The sequence below is a fragment of the Paenibacillus sp. 598K genome (assembly GCF_003851045.1).
Lineage (GTDB): Bacteria > Bacillota > Bacilli > Paenibacillales > Paenibacillaceae > Paenibacillus_D.
On sequence record NZ_BFBX01000182.1, the window covers coordinates 1 to 2,298 of the forward strand.

Here is a 2,298-nt window from a genome sequence, read left to right on the forward strand (position 1 = left end):
TATCCTAACAACCTCAGCTAAGATTGACCTTTTGCTTGACTTTCGCATCCAGTTTTTAAGGTGCAAACCTTAAGAACACTTGTATCAACGACGCGGGGTGGAGCAGCCCGGTAGCTCGTCGGGCTCATAACCCGAAGGCCGCAGGTTCAAATCCTGCCCCCGCAACCAACTTTTTTCTCGATTACATAATCGGAATATCTCTGGAGCTGTGGTGTAGAGGCCTAACATGCCTGCCTGTCACGCAGGAGACCGCGGGTTCGAATCCCGTCAGCTCCGCCATTTTTACACATTTGGTTGTTTGTACGTTTCAAAGTATGCGGTCGTGGCGGAATTGGCAGACGCGCTAGATTCAGGTTCTAGTGGTGTAACAGCCGTGGAGGTTCGAGTCCTCTCGACCGCACCATACTTTGCGGAAGTGGCTCAGCGGTAGAGCATCGCCTTGCCAAGGCGAGGGTCGCGGGTTCGATTCCCGTCTTCCGCTCCATCTTTACGGGATGTAGCTCAGCTTGGTAGAGCACCTGGTTTGGGACCAGGGGGTCGCATGTTCAAATCGTGTCATCCCGACCATTATTTTTGCGGGTGTAGTTCAATGGTAGAACCTCAGCCTTCCAAGCTGATGGCGTGGGTTCGATTCCCATCACCCGCTCCAACTTTATAATATTCGAAGCCCTTGTAGCCTAAGGGCTTTTTTTGTTTTTGTTTAATGTTGTCGATTTGTGATTGTTCCTCCTAATAGCGATTTTTAACTTAATAAGGGCGGAATTCAATTGAAAATTAGTCTCGTATCTGTTACCTTTCGTAGGGTTGACAGAATATACTGCTATATCTTGAATTCAAGGGGGAATTAGCTTGTCTTATCCGAATATCCCCAACATCAGTCCCGCGGTTACGCTGACTCGGGACGATGTGGTCAACCTGATCTTCTCTTCCATCGCTATGGAGGAGCTGGGACTGGCCCATATCATCAATGCCCAGGCCGAGAATATTCAGTACGCACTCGGTACACTGGCCGGCGTCACCGGACCGGATGCGACGCTGTAGATCCTGCAGGTCAAACAGAGCGCCCAGGCGTTGCTCTATACCGTCTTTGAGATGACTCTCGACCCAAGCTCAAGATGGCGGCCAATCTGCCGACACTGGTCGGACCGCAATGCGCTACAGGTTCGACCGTTCTGCCGACACTGGTCGGACCGCAATGCGCTACAGGCTCGACCGTTCTACCGGGCGGCGTGCTTAGCATCAACGGTCAGACCGGCGTGGTTGTACTCAATGCTGATGACGTGGTTTCGATTCTCATCACCCGCTCCAACTTCAAAATCCTCAAAGCCCTTGTAGCTCAGGGGCTTTTTTGTGTTTTGGTTGACCGTTCTAATAGCGTTCTTTACCTTTATAAGGGCGGAATTTAATGGAAAAATAGACTCGTATCTGTTACCTGCCGTGTGGTTGACTGAATATACTGCTGTATCTTGTATTAAGGGGGAATTAGCTTGTCTTATCCGAATATCCCCAACATCAGTCCAACGGTCACACTGACGCGGGACGATGTGGTCAACCTGATCTTCTCCTCCATCGCGATGGAAGAACTGGGACTAGCTCATATTATCAATGCCGAGGGCGAGAAGATCCAGTACGCGCTCGGCACGCTGGCTGGTGTCACCGGACCAAATGCCACGCTCGCAGAGATCTTGCAAGTTAATCAGAGCGCCCAGGCGATGCTCGATACCGTCTTCCGGCAGGAGATGATGCTCGACTCCAAGCTGAAGACGGCATCCAACCTGCCCACCCTGGTCGGACCGCAAGGTCCAACCGGCGCGACCGGTCTGCCTGGCGGCGTACTCAGCGTCAACGGTCAGACCGGCGTAGTTGTGTTGAACGCCGATGACGGCGTCTTCCCGATCAACAATGAATTGTATGAGGGCTCTGACTTAAATATCTTTAACCAGCCCGGGGTGTACAGTTCCTCGAGTCCGACAGGAAGCGGTCCGGTCCATGGCCCGACTGGCGTGAATCATCCCGCAGTCTGGACGATCTATGTCTCGCGCGTCGGTGACTTTGTCCAGCAGTTGTACATCTCTAACCCATCGCTCTATTACCGCAGTAGCCAGAATGGTGGCTTGGATTATCCTGGGGGCTGGATTCCGATTGGTACCGCTGGCGCCACGGGGGTAACCGGCGTGAGTATCACAGGTGCTACGGGCCTTGCGGGTGCAACCGGGGCGACGGGAGCCACGGGGGCAACTGGTCTCAACGGTGTAACCGGGGCGACGGGAGCCACGGGAGCAACTGGTCTCAACGGTG

Annotated in this window: 1 protein-coding gene, 6 tRNA genes and 1 pseudogene; all 8 read left to right on the forward strand. The window is 53.4% G+C overall.

All coding sequences use genetic code 11. The annotated features are described in order from the left end of the window. The first annotated feature begins 91 nt into the window (after positions 1-91). Positions 92-168: transfer RNA gene (locus tag PA598K_RS34105), tRNA-Met, on the forward strand. A gap of 34 nt (positions 169-202) precedes the next feature. Next, positions 203-279 (forward strand) — tRNA-Asp (locus PA598K_RS34110). Between the two features lie 37 nt (positions 280-316). Then, positions 317-403: transfer RNA gene (locus tag PA598K_RS34115), tRNA-Leu, on the forward strand. A gap of 6 nt (positions 404-409) precedes the next feature. Beyond that, a tRNA-Gly gene (locus PA598K_RS34120) sits at positions 410-484 on the forward strand. 6 nt (positions 485-490) lie between these two features. Continuing rightward, positions 491-567, forward strand: a tRNA-Pro gene (locus PA598K_RS34125). An 8-nt stretch (positions 568-575) separates the two neighbouring features. After that, positions 576-649 (forward strand) — tRNA-Gly (locus PA598K_RS34130). 200 nt (positions 650-849) lie between these two features. After that, the gene (locus tag PA598K_RS36825; RefSeq protein WP_185602401.1) at positions 850-1,041 is read left to right on the forward strand and encodes a hypothetical protein; all 192 of its coding nucleotides are present in this window, start codon (positions 850-852) and stop codon (positions 1,039-1,041) included. A gap of 446 nt (positions 1,042-1,487) precedes the next feature. Then, positions 1,488-2,298: pseudogene (locus PA598K_RS34140) on the forward strand (collagen-like protein); the annotation flags it as partial.